Annotated in this window: 14 protein-coding genes; 9 read left to right on the top strand and 5 right to left on the bottom strand. The window is 64.0% G+C overall.

All coding sequences use genetic code 11. The annotated features are described in order from the left end of the window. Positions 1-3 precede the first annotated feature (3 nt). The gene (locus HU772_RS05605; RefSeq protein WP_186659085.1) at positions 4-4,143 is read right to left on the bottom strand and encodes an NEL-type E3 ubiquitin ligase domain-containing protein; all 4,140 of its coding nucleotides are present in this window, start codon (positions 4,141-4,143) and stop codon (positions 4-6) included. A 490-nt stretch (positions 4,144-4,633) separates the two neighbouring features. On the opposite strand from HU772_RS05605, the gene HU772_RS05600 reads away from it, so the two are divergent. From HU772_RS05600 to aauR, 6 genes are all read left to right on the top strand, one after another. Further along, complete coding sequence (locus tag HU772_RS05600; protein WP_186659087.1) at positions 4,634-5,551, top strand: glutamate/aspartate ABC transporter substrate-binding protein; 918 nt, start codon at positions 4,634-4,636, stop codon at positions 5,549-5,551. A 144-nt stretch (positions 5,552-5,695) separates the two neighbouring features. Next, complete coding sequence (locus HU772_RS05595; RefSeq protein WP_186659090.1) at positions 5,696-6,442, top strand: amino acid ABC transporter permease; 747 nt, start codon at positions 5,696-5,698, stop codon at positions 6,440-6,442. Further along, the gene (locus HU772_RS05590) at positions 6,443-7,114 is read left to right on the top strand and encodes an amino acid ABC transporter permease (protein ID WP_186659093.1); all 672 of its coding nucleotides are present in this window, start codon (positions 6,443-6,445) and stop codon (positions 7,112-7,114) included. It begins immediately after the preceding gene. Further along, the gene (locus HU772_RS05585; RefSeq protein WP_038706667.1) at positions 7,111-7,845 is read left to right on the top strand and encodes an amino acid ABC transporter ATP-binding protein; all 735 of its coding nucleotides are present in this window, start codon (positions 7,111-7,113) and stop codon (positions 7,843-7,845) included. Before HU772_RS05590 ends, HU772_RS05585 begins: the two co-directional genes overlap by 4 nt. Before the next feature lie 60 nt (positions 7,846-7,905). Beyond that, positions 7,906-9,810 carry a two-component sensor histidine kinase AauS gene (gene aauS / locus HU772_RS05580; protein ID WP_186659095.1) on the top strand — a complete coding sequence of 635 codons (1,905 nt, stop codon included), beginning with the start codon at positions 7,906-7,908 and terminating at the stop codon, positions 9,808-9,810. Positions 9,811-9,857: 47 nt separating this feature from the next. Further along, positions 9,858-11,135, top strand: a complete 1,278-nt coding sequence (aauR, locus tag HU772_RS05575) for a two-component response regulator AauR (RefSeq protein ID WP_437182426.1) — start codon at positions 9,858-9,860, stop codon at positions 11,133-11,135. A 79-nt stretch (positions 11,136-11,214) separates the two neighbouring features. On the opposite strand, the gene HU772_RS05570 is transcribed toward aauR, so the two are convergent. Beyond that, positions 11,215-12,210: an alpha/beta fold hydrolase gene (locus HU772_RS05570; RefSeq protein WP_186659100.1), complete on the bottom strand. Its 996-nt coding sequence runs from the start codon at positions 12,208-12,210 to the stop codon at positions 11,215-11,217. A gap of 197 nt (positions 12,211-12,407) precedes the next feature. Here HU772_RS05570 and metR point away from each other — a divergent pair, with 197 nt between their 5' ends. Beyond that, positions 12,408-13,325 (top strand): transcriptional regulator MetR, encoded by a 918-nt coding sequence (gene metR, locus HU772_RS05565; protein WP_003258025.1) that lies wholly within the window; start codon positions 12,408-12,410, stop codon positions 13,323-13,325. On the opposite strand, the gene HU772_RS05560 is transcribed toward metR, so the two are convergent. Continuing rightward, positions 13,309-13,722 carry an NUDIX hydrolase gene (locus HU772_RS05560; RefSeq protein WP_186659102.1) on the bottom strand — a complete coding sequence of 138 codons (414 nt, stop codon included), beginning with the start codon at positions 13,720-13,722 and terminating at the stop codon, positions 13,309-13,311. The two genes, metR and HU772_RS05560, sit on opposite strands and share 17 nt — an antisense overlap. 125 nt (positions 13,723-13,847) lie before the next feature. After that, positions 13,848-14,105: a type B 50S ribosomal protein L31 gene (locus tag HU772_RS05555; protein WP_186659106.1), complete on the bottom strand. Its 258-nt coding sequence runs from the start codon at positions 14,103-14,105 to the stop codon at positions 13,848-13,850. Between the two features lie 181 nt (positions 14,106-14,286). Here HU772_RS05555 and HU772_RS05550 point away from each other — a divergent pair, with 181 nt between their 5' ends. Further along, positions 14,287-15,906: an FMN-binding glutamate synthase family protein gene (locus tag HU772_RS05550; RefSeq protein WP_186659109.1), complete on the top strand. Its 1,620-nt coding sequence runs from the start codon at positions 14,287-14,289 to the stop codon at positions 15,904-15,906. A gap of 124 nt (positions 15,907-16,030) precedes the next feature. On the opposite strand, the gene HU772_RS05545 is transcribed toward HU772_RS05550, so the two are convergent. After that, positions 16,031-17,446, bottom strand: coding sequence for an amino acid permease (locus HU772_RS05545; protein WP_186659112.1), 1,416 nt, complete (start codon positions 17,444-17,446; stop codon positions 16,031-16,033). A 426-nt stretch (positions 17,447-17,872) separates the two neighbouring features. On the opposite strand from HU772_RS05545, the gene HU772_RS05540 reads away from it, so the two are divergent. Next, a complete protein-coding gene (locus HU772_RS05540; protein ID WP_186659115.1) occupies positions 17,873-20,992 on the top strand; it encodes a transglycosylase domain-containing protein in 3,120 nt (1,039 codons plus the stop codon). Positions 20,993-21,065 lie beyond the last annotated feature (73 nt).

Raw genomic sequence — 21,065 nt, 5'->3', positions numbered from 1 at the left:
TTGTCAGGGGGTCAGGCGCTCGTATACCTCCCTGGCAATACGCCTGATCAGTTGGCGCTCGGCGGCCTCGAACTCATACATGAAACCTTTGCTGCGATTGACATAGGTCCATTCATCGATGAGGTTCTTCTCCAGGTCTGCCTCGTTCTGCTCCTGACGTTGGGCAATTGCCCGCGTCTGTTCCTGCAGCCTGTCGGCATAGCGCGTGCGTACGTGGGCTTCCCAGAACGGGCGTTGCGCCAGCGCGGCGATTTCGCGCTCACGATCATGCGCGGCAAGTACATCGCTGCGTGCTCTGATCAAATCGCTGGTGTTGACATTCGCGTAATGCGCGTAATGCATCTCGTCGGCCCTGAGGGGAAGCTCGAGGCTTTGCCTGAGCTTCAAGCGATAGTACAAGCGCACCTCGACATCATCGACCAGCGACGTGCCCTTTTCGCGCATCCGTGCAGCGTGCCGGGTAGCGATGCCGTCGACCTCATCCAGACGAAACAGCGAGCGCGCCAAGCGTAACAACCTGCTTTCCACCTGGGCGGCCGGAACATCGGCAGTGGCACGCGTCACCAGGACACTCAACTCCAGTTGTTCCAGGATCAACAATTCACGATCCTCGCAGGTGCGCGGCTGCGAAGCCTCCTGAAACACGCCCTGGCGTACCTGTTCATGCTGTTCGCACGCGTCAAGGATGTCCCAAATTCGCGCCCTGAAGGCACCAGGGCGCTCGATGAAGTCAGGGGAGCGTACAAAGTCGGTGAGAAAGCGCAGCAAGCCCGCAGCGTCGGGGTCCTGACTCAACGCATTCAGCGTCTGATTGCGACGGGTGCGCTGCTCTGCCGATGCCCCACCCACCCACTGCTCGCGTACTGCGTCATTCAGCCTGCCGTGCTCATGGGACACGCTGCCCCTTGCCCCGGCGTCGCTCATGCCGGCTGCCAGGTCCACCAGGGCACTGCTTTGTTGGTCCAGCGGGTTGTCATGCAGGAACAGTCGCTCCACACGTTGACGCAGGTGAACCAGATCCTGGCGAATACTGCGAATCTGGTTCTCGCGAAAGTCCACCTGAGCACGCCAGCTAACACGATCCGGCAAGGTTGCGATGTCCGTGCCGCGCAAGCGCAGCTCGCGCAAGTCGCGCAAGGCCGTAAGGTCGGGCGCCCGTCCCAGCGGGTTGAAGTTCAGGTCGAGCAGTTGCAAATGACTCAAGGCCGCCAGACGGCGCTCGCTTTCGCTATCCATCACCAGCCTGTTGCGCGACAAGTACAATCTGCCTAGCTGAGGCATGCGCTCAAGGCCCCTGGGCACCTGGGTGAGCCGATTACCCCGCAGGTCCAGTTCGACCAGGTTGGGGAAGCGCGTCAGCAGGTTTTCTTCGACTTGCTCCAGTGCCATGTTGCGCAGGGTCAAACGTCGCACATGGGAAAAATCCACGCCCTCAGGCAACGTCGGCAGGTGAGTGACACGCTCACCATCGATTTCGAGCACATACTCCTCGGCGGAGTTGGTGACCTTGCGCCGCCAACTGCGGCGAAACTGCGTTGCCACACGCCGGCGGCGCAACCCTTCAAGCAGGTTGTCGGTTTCGCCGCGCCAGGCCTCCAGGCTGCGTCGCAGGGCCACGAGTTGATCCTGCAGGCTGGAGAAATGCGTCCACAGACCGTCGCCACGCGTCATTACGCCAAGCAGGTAGTCCTGCATTTGCGCGTCAGTAAGCGTCGGGAAAATCTGATGGATACCGCGCTTGATCGCCTGCCGGCTGCCTTCACCCCGCCCGTTGAGCAGGTATCCCACTCGTCCATCACCGAACCTTCGGGGAGGCCGCAGGCCGACATCGGTCGAGGCCAATCCCAGCAGGCGCGCCACACGCGGCCGATCGCTGCCGGCAGCCTCGGCAAGGCGCTCACGCAAGGCTTGCGCGGAGAACCCAGCGCCAGGCTGCAGTGAGGTTTTCTGATGCTCGTCCAGGCATTGCGCCAATGGCTCTAGTACGTCCTGCGTGATGGTAGCGCTGCCCTTCAGGCGGTAGCCCTCAGCCAAGCGAATCATCACCCACGTCTGCCCGGCATCCTGGTTGCCCTGGCTCGCCAGCAAAGTGCCGTCCTCGGTGCCATCGCGCACTTCCAGGCGCACCGTGTCCGGCCAAGGCGCCAGTTCACTAACCAGCCCCAACGCCAAACGCTCGCTGTCCTCGTCTGCCCACGACGGCAGGCGCAAGCTGGCGCAGGCCCGATCGAGGCGGCCTCCACGTATCTGCCAACGAGCTCGCTCCGCCAGCGCCAAGGGCACGCGTCGCTGCTCGACCAGCGCTTCGATCTCTGTGCCACTGGCCTGGCTGACGATTTCCCGGGCAGCGCGCACCGACAGGCCTGGAAAGTCCCGCAACAGCACCTGCTCGCCCGCCGTCGCAGGAGGCTGGCGCTCAACAAACCGTGTGGCCAGTTGCGCGCCATCCTGATCGACGAGCTGCTCGTGCAGTTGCTGGCGATCGTAGGCATCGAGCAGCCGCGCCGGCGCGGGGGCGTTTTCCAGGTGCAGGGCGCGCAAACGCGGCTCATCGAAACCAGTAGCCTGGGCCAACTGTACCGCGCCGTCATCCGTCAGCCCGGCGAACCGGCTGCTCAAGCGTCGCATCAGGTAGCCGATGCCCTGCCAGTCCTGTGGACTTTCCAGGGCATGACGCCAGCCGCCGCTGGCATTGCGCTCGACCAGAGGCGCGCCAGCCTGGGCTCGCAGCGGATGGCGCACGCTGGCACTACCGCTGGCCGGATCCTGGCGAATACGATAGAGCTTATCGTTGACATGCACCAACCACTGATCGTCGGGCACATCACCCTCATAGGCCTGCACCTGTGCCTCGGTCATGCCGTAACCCGGCAACTCCGATGCGCACAATTTGATCTTCCCGCCCTCCATGACCACCGGCACCAGGTTGTCGACGAACCACAAGCGGTCAAGCATGCGCATGCCAACCGAGCCCCCCTTACCGATGAGCAGGCCCGCAGCGACATTCTCCGCAACGCCGAACAGATGGCCCAGCGCGCGCTGGCGATCACCGACCCGCCAGTCTTCATAGCCTTCGTAGACCTCATCGGCCATCTGCACCGCGAACACCGTCATCATCACTTCACCCAGCACCGGCACGAACATGCCGGCCAGGCCAAGCACATTCAGGGCAAGCGATTCATAGGCCCGTATACGCGCAAGGCGGTCTTCCTGGTCCTTATCGCCGGTCGGTTTGGCCAAGACTCGGGCATCGTCGAACAGCTTGGCGACCTGCAGCCCGCGCACGTGTGCAAACACGTCACCACTGATTGCTAGGTTGCGGCCGTCCAGATCAACCAGTTCACCGCTCGCCAACCTCTGTAAGCGCTCGTGCAGCGTGGTGTAGAACACCGGCCGATCCCGCTCCAGGATGAACCGGGCAAAGAAATCCCGATGCTCACGCTCGCTCAAATAACCAGACAGCCAGTCGTAGAGTGCCTGCCAGGAGTCATGGCGCTGCACCGGTCGCACGGCAAGCCCAGGGAAAAATGCGATCACTCCCTGCACCGCAGCGCTTTCGGGTGAGCAGACTTCGAAGGTCATGGCACCCTGCACACACTTGCCCAACACATAAAGCTGTCGTGCAGTCACTGTGTCGGGCAGAGCAGGCACGACGGGCGCCGCACTCATGACCGGGAGCAGGTGCAAATAGCTAGGCTCATCCAGCTCTGCCTTGGCCAGCGCCATGCGCACCGCGCATTCCAGTTGCACCCGCGCACGCTCCTCGAACAGCGTGCGAACCTCGGCACTGGCCTTGCCCGATGCATCGCCGACGCCCAGATGGCGCTCAAGCTCCGCCTGGTAGCGCTGGCCAATATCCAACGCCCGGCAACGACCGGCGAAGGCCTCGAACCCCAGAGGCAGGCGATTGCCTTGCGGGTCCTGCAGCCAGGCTTGCCGATCCGACGCGGGCCTGGTCTCACCCAGGTGATAGTTGTGCAACGCCGCAGCCAGCAGGCTCTGGGGCGCGGCCGGGTGGCTGTCGCCCTTGTATTTGACGGTCACCGTGCTACGGCGCAGGTCGTCGACCTGCACACCGGCGCCACGCAGTTCGGCCTGCAGCAACGGTTGCGCAAAGGCATCCAGCGCCGGGATCGCCGCCAATATTGGCTGCAGGCGCCGACTGACTCGTTCCTGCTGCTCCAGCGCCTTGTGCAGCGCACGTACGCGATCAGGGTGCGTGGCGACCAGCCAATCGGGCAGACGCTGGGCGATCAGGGCATCGATCGAGTCGGAGGGTAACTGAGGGGGGGTTGGCATGAGGCGCTCTCCTGGAGAAAGCGCATCAGTTCACCAGTGGATCGTGGAGAGCCTGCGTTACCTATGTAGCGCCTGCCTCGCCCCCGAACACGCGTTCGGATTTACGAACGCGAAGGCGTCACTCATTCGGAAAACCGTCCACGAACGAATGGCAATAAATTTCAAAATAGCTTAATGCCCAGGATTTTCACGGCGTTATGATCGGTATCAGGGCTTGGCACGAGTCATGCTCTACACTTGGTAGCCGAATGCACCACGCTTCATGCTGTATTCGTTGAACGAAAGAGTCCGCCAACGGCTCCATAAAAAAAACAAACACGTCGAGGAAAATTTGATGCGCATCGTTCGTCAATTGCTGGGCGCCGCCATCGCGGCCGCTGTCATCGCATCGCCGGTCATGGCCGAAGAGCTGACCGGTACTCTGAAGAAGATCAAGGATTCGGGCACCATCACCCTGGGCCACCGCGACTCCTCCATTCCGTTCTCCTACCTGGCCGGCAGCACCGCGCCGGTAGGCTATTCCCACGACATCCAGTTGGCCGTCGTCGAAGCCCTGAAGAAGCAACTGGGCACCGACATCAAGGTCAAGTACAACCTGGTCACCTCGCAGACCCGCATCCCGCTGGTGCAGAACGGCACCGTCGACCTGGAGTGCGGCTCCACCACCAACAACGTCGAGCGCCAGCAGCAGGTCGGCTTCTCGGTGGGCATTTTCGAAGTGGGTACCCGCCTGCTGACCAAGGTCAAGGATGGCCAGCCTTCCTACAAGGACTTCCCGGACCTGGCTGGCAAGAACGTGGTGACCACCGCTGGCACCACTTCCGAGCGCATCCTCAAGGCGATGAACGCTGACAAGCAGATGAAGATGAACGTGATCTCGGCCAAAGACCACGGCGAAGCCTTCAACATGCTCGAAAGCGGCCGCGCCGTGGCCTTCATGATGGACGACGCCCTGCTGGCCGGGGAAATGGCCAAGGCACGCAAGCCAGCCGACTGGGTCATCACCGGTACCCCGCAGTCGTACGAGATCTACGGCTGCATGGTGCGCAAGGATGATGCGGCGTTCAAGAAGGCAGTCGACGAGGCCATCGTTGCCTACTTCAAGTCGGGTGATGTCAACAAGAGCTACGACAAGTGGTTCCAGCAGCCAATCCCGCCAAAAGGCCTGAACCTGAACTTCCCGATGAGCGACGAGCTGAAGAAGCTGATCGCCGAGCCGACCGACAAGGCGGCGGACGAGAAGAAGTCCTGACCCTCAGCCAGTGGCCTGGCGCACATCCGTGCGAATCCATCCAACAGGCCACCTAGTTAGTGTCTAACCTTTACATCCGAGGGCCTCGCAGGCCCCCGGATGTCTCTAGGTGCCCGTGAAACAACCGTCTGAGGGGAAATCCCGATGAATTACAACTGGGACTGGGGCGTGTTCTTCAAGTCCACCGGCGTGGGCAGCGAAACCTACCTGGACTGGTACATCACCGGTCTGGGCTGGACCATCGCCATCGCCATCACCGCCTGGATCATCGCCTTGCTGCTGGGGTCTGTCCTCGGCGTGATGCGTACCGTGCCCAACCGTCTGGTGTCAGGGATTGCCACCGCCTACGTCGAGCTGTTCCGCAACGTGCCGCTGCTGGTGCAGCTGTTCATCTGGTACTTCCTGGTACCGGACCTGCTGCCCGAAGGCCTGCAGGAATGGTTCAAGCAAGACCTCAATCCGACCACCTCGGCGCTGATCAGCGTGGTCATCTGCCTGGGCCTGTTCACCGCCGCGCGCGTCTGCGAGCAGGTGCGCACCGGCATCCAGGCGCTGCCCCGCGGCCAGGAAGCCGCCGCCCGCGCCATGGGTTTCAGCCTGCCGCAGATCTACATGAACGTGCTGCTGCCCCAGGCCTACCGGATCATCATTCCGCCACTCACCTCGGAATTCTTGAACGTGTTCAAGAACTCCTCGGTGGCCTCGCTGATCGGCCTGATGGAACTTCTGGCGCAGACCAAGCAGACCGCCGAGTTCTCCGCCAACCTGTTCGAGGCGTTCACCCTGGCCACGCTCATCTACTTCACCCTGAACATGGGCCTGATGCTGCTGATGCGCATGGTCGAGAAGAAAGTCGCCGTGCCCGGCCTGATTTCCGTGGGGGGCAAGTAAATGGACATGGATTTCAGCGAAATCATCCCTGCCCTGCCTGCCCTCTGGGACGGCATGCTGCTGACCCTGCAACTGATGGTCATGGGCGTGGTCGGCGGTATCGCCCTGGGTACCATCCTGGCACTGATGCGCTTGTCCTCGAGCAAGCTGCTGGCCAACGTGGCCGGGGCCTACGTCAACTACTTCCGCTCCATCCCGCTGCTGTTGGTGATCACCTGGTTCTACCTGGCGGTGCCCTTCGTGCTGCGCTGGATCACTGGCGAAGACACCCCGGTCGGTGCGTTCACCTCCTGCGTGGTGGCCTTCATGATGTTCGAGGCCGCGTACTTCTGCGAAATCGTCCGCGCCGGCGTGCAGTCGATCTCCAAAGGCCAGATGGGCGCGGCGCAGGCGCTGGGCATGACCTACGGCCAGACCATGCGCCTGATCATCCTGCCCCAGGCGTTCCGCAAGATGACCCCGCTGCTGCTGCAGCAGAGCATCATCCTGTTCCAGGACACCTCGCTGGTCTACACCGTGGGCCTGGTCGACTTCCTCAACTCGGCTCGCGCCAACGGCGACATCATCGGACGCTCCCACGAGTTCCTGATCTTCGCCGGTGTCGTCTACTTCATCATCAGCTTCTCCGCTTCGTGGCTGGTCAAGCGCCTGCAAAAAAGGATCACCGTATGATTTCCATCAAGAACGTCAACAAGTGGTACGGCGACTTCCAGGTACTGACCGACTGCAGCACCGAGGTCAAGAAGGGTGAAGTGGTGGTGGTCTGTGGCCCGTCCGGCTCGGGCAAGTCGACCCTGATCAAGTGCGTCAACGCCCTGGAGCCGTTCCAGAAAGGCGACATCGTGGTCGACGGCACCTCCATCGCCGACCCGAAGACCAACCTGCCCAAGCTGCGTTCGCGGGTCGGCATGGTGTTCCAGCACTTCGAGCTGTTCCCGCACCTGAGCATCACCGAGAACCTGACCATCGCCCAGCGCAAGGTGCTCGGCCGCAGCGAGGCGGAAGCCACCAAGAAGGGCCTGGCCCTGCTCGATCGTGTCGGCCTCGGCGCCCATGCCAAGAAGCACCCCGGCCAGCTCTCCGGCGGCCAGCAGCAGCGCGTGGCGATCGCCCGCGCGCTGTCGATGGACCCGATCGTCATGCTGTTCGACGAACCGACCTCGGCGCTGGATCCGGAAATGGTCAACGAAGTACTGGACGTGATGGTCGAGCTGGCCCACGAAGGCATGACCATGATGTGCGTGACCCACGAGATGGGCTTTGCCCGCAAGGTCGCCAACCGGGTGATCTTCATGGACAAGGGCAACATCATCGAGGACTGCCAGAAGGAAGACTTCTTCGGCAACCCCGAGGGCCGCCACGAACGCACCCAGCACTTCCTCAGCAAGATCCTGCAACACTAAGCAGGCGACGCTGCCCGGCCCTGCCGGGCAGCCGATGCTGGTGGTGACAAGGCCACTGTGATGAAATGCGACCCTTCGCTCCTGCGCCCTGCCCAACCTGCCGTGAAATCCCGCCTGATCCGCCAATTGCTCGTCCCGCCCCTGGTCATCCTGCTGATGGTCGGGCTGGGCTTCGCCGGCTTCCTGATCAGCGAAAGCAACGGCATCCGTACCCTCAGCGAAAACGGCGAGCGCCAGCTGGAGCTGCACGCGCGTACCGTCGAAAGCGAAATCAGCAAGTACACCTACCTGCCCAGCTTGCTGGAGCTGGAAGACAGCGTCTCGCGCCTGCTCACCGACCCCGACGCCGGTGATCGCCAGGCCGTCAACGAATACCTCGAAGGCCTGAACCGGCGCAGCCGCAGCCGGGCGATCTTCGTCCTCGATACCTCCGGGCGGGTCCAGGCCACCAGCAACTGGCGCGATGCCGACTCCTTCCTCGGCGAAGACCTGGCCTTCCGCGCCTACTTCCAGGTCGCCGTGCGCGGCGAACCCGGGCGCTTCTACGGCATCGGCAGCACCACCGGCGAAGCCGGCTACTACCTGGCCCACGGCCTGGAAGAACACGGCAAGATCATTGGCGTGGCGGTGATCAAGGTACGCCTGGACACCCTCGAAGAGCGCTGGCAGCGCGCACGCCTGGAGGCCTTCGTCAGCGACGAGAACGGCATCATCATCCTCTCCAGCGACCCATCCCGGCGCCTGAAGTCGGTACGTCCGCTGAACCCGCAGATCAAGGAGCGCCTGGCCCGCAGCCTGCAGTACTACTGGTGGCCGCTCAACGAACTGCAACCACTGGCCCGGGAAACCCTGGCCGATGGCGTGGAAAAACTCACCTTCCCGGCCAACAGCGAGACCGAGCACGGCAAGCAGCGCGAGGTGGCCTACCTGGCCCAGACCCGACGGCTGGCCGACACGCCCTGGCACTTCACCCTGCTCACCCCGCTGCAGGACCTGCGCCGCGAATCGATGGTGCAGGGCATCCTGGTCGGCGTGGCCTTCGCCCTGCTGGCGATCCTGGCCATCGCCTGGAACGAGCGGCGCAAGGTGATCGCCACCCGTCTGGCGGCCCGCGAAGCGTTGGAAGAGGCCAACAGCCAGCTGGAACGCAAGATCACCGAGCGCACCGCCGACCTGCGCGCCAGCAACGAACGCCTCAAGGGCCAGATCCGCGAGCGCCGCCATGCCGAACAGACCCTGCGCCATGCCCAGGACGAGCTGGTCCAGGCCGGCAAGCTGGCGGCCATCGGGCAGATGTCCACCAGCATCGCCCACGAGCTCAACCAGCCACTGGCGGCGCTGCGCACCTTGTCCGGCAACACCGTGCGCTTCCTCGAACGGGGCGCCCTGGAAACCGCGAGCGCCAATTTGCGCACCATGAACGACCTGATCGACCGCATGGGCCGCATCACCGCCAGCTTGCGTTCGTTCGCCCGACGTGGCGACGACAGCGGCCAGGCCTCGCTGGACAAGGCGGTGCAAGCGTCCCTGCAGGTGCTGGGCAACCGTATCAGTGCCTGCCACCTGCAACTGCACCAGCAATTCGACGACCAGCTGCTGGCCATCGACCAGACCCGCCTGGAACAAATCCTGGTCAACCTGATCGGCAACGCCCTCGACGCCATGGCCACCCAGCCCCTGCCGCAGCTGTGGCTGGAAGGCGAGCCGCAGGGCGACAAATACCGCCTGCGGGTACGCGACAATGGCCACGGCATCGATGCCGAGACCCGCAAGCACCTGTTCGAACCCTTCTTCACCACCAAACCGGGCGAGCACGGCCTGGGCCTGGGCCTGACCCTGTCGGCGAGCCTCGCCGCCGCCGCCAAGGGCACCCTGAACGTCGAGCACCCCGCCAGCGGCGGTACCGCGTTCGTCCTGGCCCTGCCCCTGGCCACGCCCCCTAGCGAACTGGCTGAGCCCCTATGAACCAAGCGCCCCTTACCGTTCTGATCGTCGAAGACGACCCGCATGTGCTGCTCGGTTGCCAGCAGGCACTGGCCCTGGAAGACATCGCCTGCGAAGGCGTCGGCAGCGCCGAGCAGGCCCTCGAGCGTATCGGCGACGACTTCGCCGGTATCGTCGTCAGCGACATTCGCCTGCCGGGCATCGATGGCCTGGAGCTACTCAACCGCCTCAAGGCCCGTGACCGCAGCCTGCCGGTGGTGCTGATCACCGGCCACGGCGACATCGACATGGCAGTCGGCGCCATGCGCAACGGTGCCTACGACTTCATGGAAAAACCGTTCTCGCCGGAGCGCCTGGTCGAGGTGGTGCGCCGCGCCCTGGAACAGCGCGGGCTATCCCGCGAGGTGTTCGCCCTGCGTCGCCAGCTGGCCGAGCAAAGCAGCCTGGAAGGCCGCATCATCGGTCGCTCGCCGGCCATGGAACAGTTGCGCGAACTGATCAGCAACGTCGCCGACACCTCGGCCAACGTACTGATCGAAGGCGAGACCGGCACCGGCAAGGAGCTGGTCGCCCGCTGCCTGCACGACTTCAGCCGACGCCAGGGCCAACCGTTCGTGGCACTCAACTGCGGCGGCCTGCCGGAGAACCTGTTCGAAAGCGAGATCTTCGGCCATGAAGCCAACGCCTTCACCGGCGCCGGCAAGCGCCGTATCGGCAAGATCGAACACGCCAACGGCGGCACGCTGTTCCTCGACGAAGTGGAAAGCATGCCGGTCAACCTGCAGATCAAGCTGTTGCGCGTGCTGCAGGAACGCACCCTGGAACGCTTGGGTTCGAACCAGAGCATCCCGGTGGACTGCCGGGTGATCGCCGCGACCAAGGCCGACCTCGGCGCCCTGGGCCAAAGCGGCCAGTTCCGCAGCGACCTGTACTACCGCCTCAACGTCGTCACCCTCGAACTACCGCCGCTGCGCGAGCGCCGCGAAGACATCCTGCAGCTGTTCGAGCACTTCCTGCAGCAGTCGGCCTTGCGCTTCGACCGCGAAGCACCGACCCTCGACAGCCAGACCCTGTCGCAACTGATGGCCCATGACTGGCCGGGCAACGTCCGCGAGCTGCGCAACGTTGCCGAACGCCATGCCCTGGGCCTGCCCGCGTTCAAGAAAAGTACCAGCGGCGGCGCCAGCCAAGGGTTGGGCTTCGCCGAAGCAGTGGAGGCGTTCGAACGCAATCTGCTCAGCGACGCCCTGCAACGTACCGGCGGCAACCTTAGCCAGGCCAGCCAGGAGTTGGGCATGGCCAAGACCACGCTGTTCGACAAGGTAAAGAAATACGGGCTCGGCTAAGGTTTGGAGTCGCCCGCTTCCACAGGTACCGTGCAGGCCTCGGGCATTGCCTTATCCCCGCGAACAAGCACACACCGATTCACAGCCCGGCGAGATGGGTGACATCCTGCCGGTGCGCTTGCAGATACGGCAGTACCGCCCCCAGCAACGGGGCCTTGAACGGCTCCTGGAAGCGATGCGCCAACCCTGGAATCAACCGTAGCTGGCTACCCTGGATATGCGCCGCCAGATGCACCCCATGCATCACCGGCAACAGCGGATCGGCCGTGCCATGCACCACCAGGGTCGGCACCCTTAGCTGGTTGAGCAACTCGACCCGACTCGGTTCGGCCAGGATCGCCATGATCTGGCGCTTCACCCCGTCTGGATTGAACGCCCGGTCATAGGCCACCGCCGCCTGCTGGCGCAACACCGCGCGATCGTCGCTGACCTGCGGGCTGCCGAGGGCCGCCAGCAGATCGGCCTGTTGCTCGATCGCCACTTCGCGGCTCGGCGCGCTGCGCCGCGCCAGCAGCCGTACCAACGCCGGATTCGGCGCCGGCAGGCCGGCGGCCCCCGAACTGGACATCACCAGGGTCAGGCTGCGCACCCGTTGCGGCGCCATGGCGGCCATGTGCTGGGCAATCATGCCGCCCATGCTCACCCCCAGCACGTGAAACTGGCGAATCTGCAACGCGTCCATCAGGCGCACGCCGTCATCGGCCATGTCGATCAAGGTGTAGGGGGCCGACACCGGCAGCCCCAGCTTGTAGCGCAGCAACTCGACGGTCAGGTTGGCCGAGGCCGGCAGTTGGTTCCAGCGTGACAAGCCAACATCGCGATTGTCATAGCGAATCACCCGAAAGCCCTGACGGCACAGCGCCTCGACCACGTCGTCGGGCCAGTGGATCAGTTGCCCGCCCAGGCCCATCACCAACAGCAAGGCCGGATCGCGTGGCGCGCCGACGCTCTGGTAGACCAGGCTCAGCTTGCCCAACTCGGCCCGTTGCGACGGTACGTGAACGTCACAGCGGTCATCGGCGAAGCTTGCCGGCACGCTGGCCAGTAGAAAGAAGAAAAGTAGAAACGCCCGCATGAAAGAAACACCAGAATGCAGATCCCCAGTAGAGCGCGAGTCTGATGAAATCCGTTCGGTCGCGCTGCCACAAAACCGTGACAGTTTCGTGAACCTTGCCGAGCGGTCGCGCGCGCCAGGCAGTCGACAACAGCGCCAAACATGAGGGAAACTCAACAACCCTGTGATTTCCCGCAAAGATTGCTACCGGAGCCCGCGTGCTTGAGATCCGCCACCTGAAAACCCTTCATGCCTTGCGCGAAGCCGACAGCCTGGTGGAGGCCGCCGAGCGCCTGCATCTGACGCAATCGGCGCTGTCGCACCAGTTCAAGGAGCTCGAGGAGCGCCTGGGCCTGCCGCTGTTCGTGCGCAAGACCAAGCCGATCCGCTTCACCAGCGCCGGTCTGCGCCTGCTGCAACTGGCCGACGCCACCCTGCCACTGTTGCGCGGCGCCGAGCGCGATATCGCGCGCCTGGCCGGCGGCACCGCCGGGCGCCTACATATGGCCATCGAGTGCCACAGCTGCTTCCAATGGCTGATGCCGACCATCGACCAGTTCCGCGACGCCTGGCCGGAGGTGGAGCTGGACCTGGCCTCGGGCTTCGCCTTCGCCCCGCTGCCGGCGCTGGCCCGCGGCGACCTCGACCTGGTGGTGACCTCCGACCCGCTGGACCTGGCCGGCATCACCTACGTGCCGCTGTTCACCTACGAGGCCATGCTCGCCGTGGCCAACCAGCACCCATTGGCCAGCAAACCGTACATCGTGCCCCAGGACCTGCTCGACCAGACCCTGATCACCTACCCGGTGGAACGCGATCGCCTGGACATCTTCACCCGCTTCCTGGAGCCGGCCGATATCGAACCGGCCGCGGTGCGCACCTCGGAGCTGACGGTGATGATGATGCAACTGGTGGCCAGCGGCCGCGGCGTGTGCGGCATGCCGCACTGGGCGCTGCACGAATACAGCTCGCGGGGCTATGTGAAGGGCAAGCGCCTGGGCGAAAAAGGCCTGTTCGCCACGCTGTACGCGGCAGTGCGCACCGACATGCTCGATGCGCCGTACATGCGCGACTTCCTGCTGACCGCCAAGGACACCTCGTTCGCCACCCTCGATGGGGTCAGCGCGGTGCGTTGAGGCCTTCGCGCCACAGCGGCAGGATCAGATCGCGGGTCAGAGGAGCCAGGTTCAAGCTTGTCGCCTGGTCGACGCTCAGCCAGGTCACCTCTTCGATTTCCGCCGCCGGGCATACCGTCTCGCTGCAATGAACGCGGAACAGCTCGGCGTGAACCTCAAAGCCCGGTTCATTGGCCGCCGGGGCGCTGAACTGCCCCAGGTGCACAGCCTGGACCGGATCGACGCGCAGGCCCAGTTCCTCATGCAGCTCGCGCACCAGCGCCTGGGCCGGCGACTCGCCGGCATCGATCTTGCCGCCGGGCTGCATGAACGCCTGGGTGCCGCGCTTGCGCACCAGCAGGGTGCGGCCCTGGGCATCGATGAGCAGGGCGGCGGCGATGTGGATGATCTTGGGCATGGCTGGCTCGTGGTGGGTTGGGGGGACGCAGGATACCTCGCCGCGTCCCTTCACACACTGCAGGAGCCAGCCTTGCTGACGAACCCGGCGACGCGAAGGATGCTCCCCCTTGAGCCGAGGCAGGCTCAGCGCTTGGCCTGGAACCCGGCAAACCGCTTGTTGAACCCGGCCACCCGCCCTTCCACCGTGGTCTTGCGCTGCTGCCCGGTGTACACCGGGTGCGAGGCGCTGGATACATCCAGCGCCACATAAGGGTAGGTCTGGCCGTCGCTGTGCAGATGGGTACGCTCGGTGTCCACCGTTGAACCGATCAGGAAGTACACATCGGCAGCGGTGTCGTGGAACAGCACGGGACGGTAGTCGGGGTGAATACCTGCTTTCATGACGCAAACTCCTCAAGATAAAAGTGATACTTTATAACATAATATATTGCGAATGATTTTCGATACTCGAATTTTCATTTTTTCATCCGCCCCCACGCTGGCAAAGCGTCGTCCAACCGGGCTATGGTCGGGCTTTGCCCCAGGCCCCTGAGCCTGACCGCGCCATTCGCAAGGACCCCGTATGAGCCTGTCACTTCTCAGTCGTTACGCCTTTTTCGCCGCCTGCGTGCTGTTTACCCTCGCCAGCCTACCGTTCCTCGCGCATGACTGGCTGTGGCCCTTCACCCTGACCACCGGGGTGCTCAGCCTGATCGGCGTGTTCGACCTGCTGCAGCAACGCCACGCGGTGCGCCGCAACTACCCGATCCTCGGTAACATCCGCTACCTGGTCGAAGGCATCCGCCCGGAAATCCGCCAGTACCTGCTGGAGTCCGATAGCGATGCCCTGCCCTTCTCCCGCGCCCAGCGTTCGCTGGTCTACGCCCGGGCCAAGAACGAGGCCTCGGACAAGCCCTTCGGCACCCTGATCGACGTCTACGAGTCGGGCTTCGAATTCATCGGCCACTCCATGCGCCCGGCGCCGCTGGCCGATCCGGCCAGCTTCCGCGTGGTGGTCGGCGGCCCGCAGTGCAGCCAGCCGTATTCGGCGTCGATCTTCAACATCTCGGCCATGAGCTTCGGCTCGCTCAGCGCCAACGCCATCCGCGCCCTCAACCAGGGCGCCAAGCTGGGCAACTTCCACCACGACACCGGCGAGGGCAGCATCAGCCCGTACCACCGCGAGCATGGCGGCGACCTGGTGTGGGAACTGGGCAGCGGCTACTTCGGTTGCCGCACCCCGGACGGCCGCTTCGACCCCGAACGTTTCGCCAGCCAAGCGCAGAACCCACAGGTGCGGATGATCGAGATCAAGATGAGCCAAGGCGCCAAACCCGGCCATGGCGGTATCCTGCCCAAGCACAAGGTGACCGAGGAAATCGCCGAGACCCGCGGCGTGATGATGGGCGAGGACTGCATTTCGCCGTCACGCCACAGTGCCTTCTCCACCCCCATCGAAATGATGCAGTTCATCGCCCAGCTGCGTGAACTGTCCGGCGGCAAGCCGGTGGGCTTCAAGTTCTGCCTGGGCCATCCTTGGGAATTCATGGGCATCGCCAAGGCCATGCTGGAAACCGGCATCCTCCCCGACTTCATCGTCGTCGACGGCAAGGAAGGCGGCACCGGCGCGGCCCCCGTGGAGTTCACCGACCATATCGGCGTGCCGCTGCGCGAAGGGCTGCTGTTCGTGCACAACACCCTGGTGGGGCTGAACCTGCGCGACAAGGTCAAGCTTGGCGCCAGCGGCAAGATCGTCAGCGCCTTCGACATCGCCAGCGTGCTGGCCATCGGCGCCGACTGGGCCAACTCGGCGCGTGGCTTCATGTTCGCCATTGGCTGCATCCAGTCGCAGAGCTGCCATACCAACAAGTGCCCGACCGGCGTGGCCACCCAGGACGCCCTGCGCCAGCGGGCGCTGGTGGTGCCGGACAAGGCCCAACGGGTGCTCAATTTCCACCACAACACTTTGCGTGCGCTGGCCGAGATGCTCGCCGCGGCGGGGCTGGAACACCCAGCCCAACTGGAGGCCAAGCACCTGGTACGACGAATCTCGGCCACCGAGATCAAGCTGTTCTCGCAGATGCATGTGTTCCTCAAGCCGGGCGAGTTGCTTACCGGCGAGGTCAATGGGCAGTTCTATTCGCGGATGTGGCAACTGGCTCGTGCCGACAGTTTCGAGCCGCACAGCGAGGTGGCGGCCTGATCGATCGCGGGGGCTGCTTTGCGGCCCTTTCGCGGCACAAGGCCGCTCCTGCAGGCGCTACGTACTCCCTGTAGGAGCGGCCTTGTGCCGCGAAAGGGCTGCGCAGCAGCCCCTCTATTTCACATCAGACACTGCTTGTCAGCGCTTGCGCCTCTTTAGGTGCCAGGCGGAACGCGTAGTACAGCACCGTCAGCAGCACCAGGAACGCCGGGCCGATATACAGCGCCACGCGGGTATCCGGGAAGTACGCCATCAGGCCCACCACCAGCACCAGGAACGCCAGCGCCAGGTACGAACTCAGCGGCCACAGCCACATGCGGTACTTCAGCGCATTGCGCTCGGCAGTGCTCAGCCCGGCGCGGAACTTCAGCTGCGCCAGCAGGATCATCACCCAGGTCCAGATCGCACCGAAGGTGGCGATCGAGGTCACCCAGACGAACACCTTCTCCGGCACCAGGTAGTTGGCCAGCACGCCCAGCAGCAGCGCGCCGATCGACAGCAGCAGCGCATTGCGCGGCACGCCGCTCTTCGAGGTGCGGGCGAAGGTGGCCGGGGCCTGGCCGTTCTGCGCCAGGCTGTAGAGCATGCGCCCGGTGCTGAAGATGCCGCCGTTGCACGACGACAGCGCGGCGGTGATCACCACGAAGTTGATGATGCCGGCGGCAGTCTTGATTCCAAGGCGCTCGAAGGTCATGACGAACGGGCTGCCCTGGCTACCGATCTCGTTCCACGGGTAGATCGACAGGATCACGAACAGCGCGCCCACATAGAACAGCAGGATGCGCCAGAACACCGAGCCGATGGCTTGCGGGATGGTCTTCTGCGGGTTGCGTGCCTCACCGGCGGTCAGGCCGATCATTTCCACGCCCAGGTAGGCGAACATCACCATCTGTAGCGACATCAGCACGCCGGTCACGCCGTTGGGCATGAAGCCGCCGTTGCTCCACAGGTTGGAGATACCCATGGCCACGCCGTCGTTACCGAAGCCGAAAGCGATGATGCCGATGCCGCCGAGCACCATGGCAATGATGGTGACGATCTTGATCAGGGCGAACCAGAACTCGAACTCGCCGAACGCCTTGACCGCGATCAGGTTGATCGCGCCCATGCTGCCCAGGGCCATCAGCGCCCAGATCCAGCGCGGCACATCGGGGAACCAGATGCCCATGTAGATGGCCACTGCGGTGATTTCGGCAACGCAGGTCACCAGCCACAGGAACCAGTAGTTCCAGCCCGTGAGAAAGCCCGCCAGCGGGCCGAGGTAGTCTTGCGCGTAGCGGCTGAAGGAGCCTGCGACCGGGTTGTGCACGGCCATCTCGCCGAGGGCGCGCATGATCACCAGGATGGCCAGGCCACCGATGATGTAGGACAGCATGATGGCGGGGCCGGCCATTTCGATGGCCTTGGCCGAACCGAGGAACAGGCCGACGCCGATACAGGCGCCAAGGGCCATCAAACGGATGTGCCGTTCGCCCAGCTCGCGCTTGAGCGGGCCGCCTTGGGCGGACTCGCCATGGGCAGGGTGGTTGCCGACGGGCATAGCAATACAACCTCATTTTGTTATTGGATTTGACCTTCGTGCAGCACCGGCCCGGCCGATAGGCGGGGCGTCGTCACGCCAGGCGGCCTTGTGGGCCAACCTGTCCACCGGGGCTCGGGGCACCGGCAGGGCGAAGGGGTCGAGCAGTATAGGAAGGCACCTGTAGGGCTTTTCACTATATACAGCAGGAAATTTGGCGAGAATTCTCGGCCAAACGCCTCGCTACGGAGGGGCATTTCGGCCCTGTTCCGCCCACGCACAGGAATGGGGCAGCTACCTTAACAACATTGCCGCAGAATGGAAGTCGCACCAAAGGCGCATGTTTTTACGAAGCAATCCGATGCCTCCTACAAATTTTTCACCAAACCCGGCCACCGTCTAAGCTTCAGACAAGTAACGCGAAAACACCTGGCCGGACTCAAGACTATGGGCGCACTGTGGCAATCGGAACCAACCAGAACGGAAGCACCCAAAGCACCTCAGGCTGAAGCCCCCTTGCCCAAGACCCCACGTCAGCGTCGGCTGTGGTGGCGCCTGATCCTGCTGATCCTGGTGCTGGCCATCGTCGCCGTGGGCTTTGCCGCCTATGACGAAATCCAGACCTCGCGCGTGCAGTCCCGCGAGTTCAGCCGCCTGGCCGGCACCCTTACCTATGCCCTGGAGCCCGGCCCCAGCGACGCGATCGTCTACCCCGGCGAAGGCCCGTTCGACAAGCGCCTGGGCTACAGCGCCCTGGGCGAGTTCCTGCCGCGACTGCTCAAGCGCGACTACCTGATCACCCAGCAGGTGCGCTTCTCGCCGGCGCTGATGAACTATGTCGAGCACGGCCTGTTCGTGCCCTACGTCGAGAAGATCCAGGCTGGCCTGTCGATCACCGACTGCCGTGGCGACACTTTGTACCAGTACAACTACCCACAGCACCTGTATCCGAATTTCGCCGCGATCCCGCCGGTGATGGTCAACAGCCTGCTGTTCATCGAGAACCGCGAACTGCTCGACCCGAAAGACCCGCAGAACAACCCCGCAGTGGACTGGCCACGCTTCGCCAAGGCCGCCTACAGCCAGATAGCCAAGTACCTTGCCCTGCCGGGGCAATCCGCCGGTGGCAGCACCCTGGCCACCCAATTGGAAAAATACCGCCACTCGCCGGACGGGCTGACCGTTTCCGGCGCCGAGAAGATCCGCCAGATGATCTCCGCCAGCGTGCGCGCCTACCAGGGTGGTCCTGATACCACCGAGGCGCGCGAGCGCATCGTGCGCGACTACCTCAACAGCGTGCCGCTGTCGGCGGTGCCCGGGCACGGCGAGGTGCACGGCATGGCCGAAGGGCTGCGGGTCTGGTATGGCGCCGATTTCGACCAGGTCAACCAGGCGCTCAACGCCACCGCCAATGATGAAAAGAGCCTGGCCGAGCGAGGCCTGGCCCTGCGCCAGGTGCTGTCGTTGATGATCGCCCAGCGCCGCCCTTCGCACTACCTGTCCAAGGGCCGCATCGAGCTGGCGGAGCTTACCGATGCGCACATTCGCGTGCTGGCGGCCAACGCCATCATCGACCAGCCGCTGGCCGCCGCCGCCTTGGCCAGCAAGGCGGTGTACCGCGACTGGGTGGCGCAGCCGACCATCGTGCCGATCATCACCAACAAAGGCATCAGCCTGGCCCGCAACCGCCTGGCGGCCATGCTCAACCGCCCCTTGTACGACCTCGACCGCCTCGACCTGTCCGCCACCAGCACCCTGCAAGCCGACCTCCAGGTGCAGGTCAGCCAGTATCTGAAAAACCTCGCCGATCCGGTGTTCGCCGCGCAGATCGGCCTGATCGGCGAACGCCTGCTCACCGCCAAGACCACCGACCAAGTGAGCTACAGCTTCACCCTGTTCGAGCGCACCGCCGACGGCTCGCGGGTTCGAGTGCAGACCGACAGCACCAACCAGCCCTTCGACATCAACGAGGGCAGCAAGCTGGAGCTCGGCTCCACCGCCAAGTTGCGAGTGCTCACCACCTACCTGGAGATCATCGCCGAGCTGCACGACAAGTACGCCGGCAAACCCGCCGCCGAGCTGAAGCAGGTGCCGGTGGCCGAGCTCGACCGCATCACCCAGTGGTCGCTGGAATGGCTGGCCCTCAACAGCAAGAACCAGAGCCTCGACGCCATGCTCGACGCAGCGCTGGAGCGCAAGTATTCGGCCAACACCGGCGAGGCGTTCTTCACCGGCGGCGGCATGCACGTGTTCAACAACTTCCGCAAGGAAGACAACGGCCGCAACCCGACCCTCAAGGACGCCCTGCGCGAGTCGATCAACCTGCCGTTCATCCGCCTGATGCGCGATATCGTGCGCTATGTCACCTACCAGCAGCCGTTCAACCGCGAGCCGCTGCTCAAGGACGACAGCGACCCACGGCGCCAGGAGTACCTGTCACGCTTCGCCGACCGCGAAGGCACCAACTACATGATGCGGTTCTGGAAGAAGTACCAGCGCAAGACTTCGCAACAGCGCCTGGACACCTTCCTCGACAGCCTGCGCGTCACCCCGCAACGCCTGGCCGCGGTACATCGCTACCTGTTCCCCGAGGCCAGCCAGGAAACCTTCAACGCCTTCGTCCGCGCCCACAGCAAGGGCGACAAGCTGGTCATGGCCAAGCTCACCGATGGCCGCCTGGTGGAAATGTACGACGCCTATGGCCCTGGCAAGTACGACCTGCCCGACCAGGGCTACATCGCCAAGGTCCACCCGCTTGACCTGTGGATGCTCGGCTACCTGCTGAAAAATCCCGGCGCCTCGCTCAAGGACACCCTCAACGCCAGCCGCTTCGAGCGCCAGGAGGTCTACGGCTGGCTGTTCAAGAGCCGCCATCAGGGCGCCCGCGACAGCCGCATCCGCACCATGGTCGAGATCGAGGCCTTCACCGACATCCACCAGCGCTGGAAGCGCGTCGGCTACCCGTTCGACCACCTGGTGCCGTCGCTGGCCACCGCCATCGGCAGTTCCGGCGACCGCCCCGCCGCCCTGTCCGAGCTGGTGGGGATCATCCAGAACGACGGTGTGCGCCTGCCGACCCTGCGTATCGACACCCTGCACTTCGCCCAGGGCACGCCCTACGAGACCCAACTGACCAGCGACCCTGACCGTGGCCAGCGAATTCTCCCGGTGGAAGTGGCACGGGCGCTCAAGGGCGCCATGTCGCAGGTGGTCGATGCCGGTACCGCGCGGCGTATCTCTGGCAGCTTCAAGCTGCACGATGGCACCCCGCTGGTGATGGGCGGCAAGACCGGCACCGGCGACAACCGCATCGAAAGCTTCGGTGCCGGCGGCCGGCTGATCGGTTCACGCTCGCTGAACCGCACCGCCACCTTCGTGTTCTTCCTCGGCGACAACCATTTCGGCACCCTGACGGCGTTCGTCCCAGGGCGTTCGGCCGAAGCCTTCAAGTTCACCTCGGCGCTGCCAGTGCAAGTGCTCAAGGGCATGGCGCCGATCCTCATGCCCTATCTGGAACCGGGCAATCCCAATGCCTGCAAAGTGCCGCAGGTAGCTTCACAACCTTGAGAGTGACGACCGATCGACTAATCAGATAGTAATAATTCGTATTTAAGGGCTTGTATTGCGATATATCTTGAGT

The organism is Pseudomonas xantholysinigenes, assembly GCF_014268885.2.
Lineage (GTDB): Bacteria > Pseudomonadota > Gammaproteobacteria > Pseudomonadales > Pseudomonadaceae > Aquipseudomonas > Aquipseudomonas xantholysinigenes.
Note: the sequence above shows the minus strand (reverse complement) of the source record. Positions and strands in the feature narration are given on the sequence as shown.

Coding starts and splice junctions, on each gene's coding strand:
- HU772_RS05600 (WP_186659087.1), top strand. CDS start 4,634: ATGCGCATCGTTCGTCAATTGCTGGGCGCCGCCATCGCGGCCGCTGTC.
- HU772_RS05595 (WP_186659090.1), top strand. CDS start 5,696: ATGAATTACAACTGGGACTGGGGCGTGTTCTTCAAGTCCACCGGCGTG.
- HU772_RS05590 (WP_186659093.1), top strand. CDS start 6,443: ATGGACATGGATTTCAGCGAAATCATCCCTGCCCTGCCTGCCCTCTGG.
- HU772_RS05585 (WP_038706667.1), top strand. CDS start 7,111: ATGATTTCCATCAAGAACGTCAACAAGTGGTACGGCGACTTCCAGGTA.
- aauS (WP_186659095.1), top strand. CDS start 7,906: ATGAAATGCGACCCTTCGCTCCTGCGCCCTGCCCAACCTGCCGTGAAA.
- HU772_RS05570 (WP_186659100.1), bottom strand. CDS start 12,210: ATGCGGGCGTTTCTACTTTTCTTCTTTCTACTGGCCAGCGTGCCGGCA.
- HU772_RS05560 (WP_186659102.1), bottom strand. CDS start 13,722: ATGCCCAAGATCATCCACATCGCCGCCGCCCTGCTCATCGATGCCCAG.
- HU772_RS05555 (WP_186659106.1), bottom strand. CDS start 14,105: ATGAAAGCAGGTATTCACCCCGACTACCGTCCCGTGCTGTTCCACGAC.
- HU772_RS05550 (WP_186659109.1), top strand. CDS start 14,287: ATGAGCCTGTCACTTCTCAGTCGTTACGCCTTTTTCGCCGCCTGCGTG.
- HU772_RS05545 (WP_186659112.1), bottom strand. CDS start 17,446: ATGCCCGTCGGCAACCACCCTGCCCATGGCGAGTCCGCCCAAGGCGGC.
- HU772_RS05540 (WP_186659115.1), top strand. CDS start 17,873: ATGGGCGCACTGTGGCAATCGGAACCAACCAGAACGGAAGCACCCAAA.